A 264-nucleotide genomic window follows, 5' to 3' on the forward strand; every position below is an offset into this window, starting at 1 on the left:
GTTGTATAGTGCAGGGAAAAACTTATCCAATGCCATTTCAAGAATTTGCACAAGTGCTGCAATAACACCAATGAAAGTTAAGAAACGTAAAAAGCTAAGATCCGCATCTGGATAACCTAACCAAGTAAGTGAACCTGGTGCAAGTACCGCATGGTAAACCAAGTTGTTAACAGGTACAGAAATACCCAATACAACTATAACCGCTATACCTAGGCCAATTGATGTAGTTACTTTTTTAGATACTGCTAAAAAAGTACACATGCC

The 264-nt window shown here is 37.9% G+C and carries 1 protein-coding gene; it reads right to left on the reverse strand.

Annotated features, from left to right (window positions below):
* The coding region (locus AAEY94_RS20730) for an Rnf-Nqr domain containing protein (RefSeq protein WP_350979927.1) at positions 1-264 on the reverse strand (264 nt) is incomplete at both ends.

Origin of the sequence: Shewanella sp. AC34-MNA-CIBAN-0136 (assembly GCF_040309945.1) — a bacterium.
Taxonomy (GTDB): Bacteria; Pseudomonadota; Gammaproteobacteria; order Enterobacterales; family Shewanellaceae; genus Shewanella.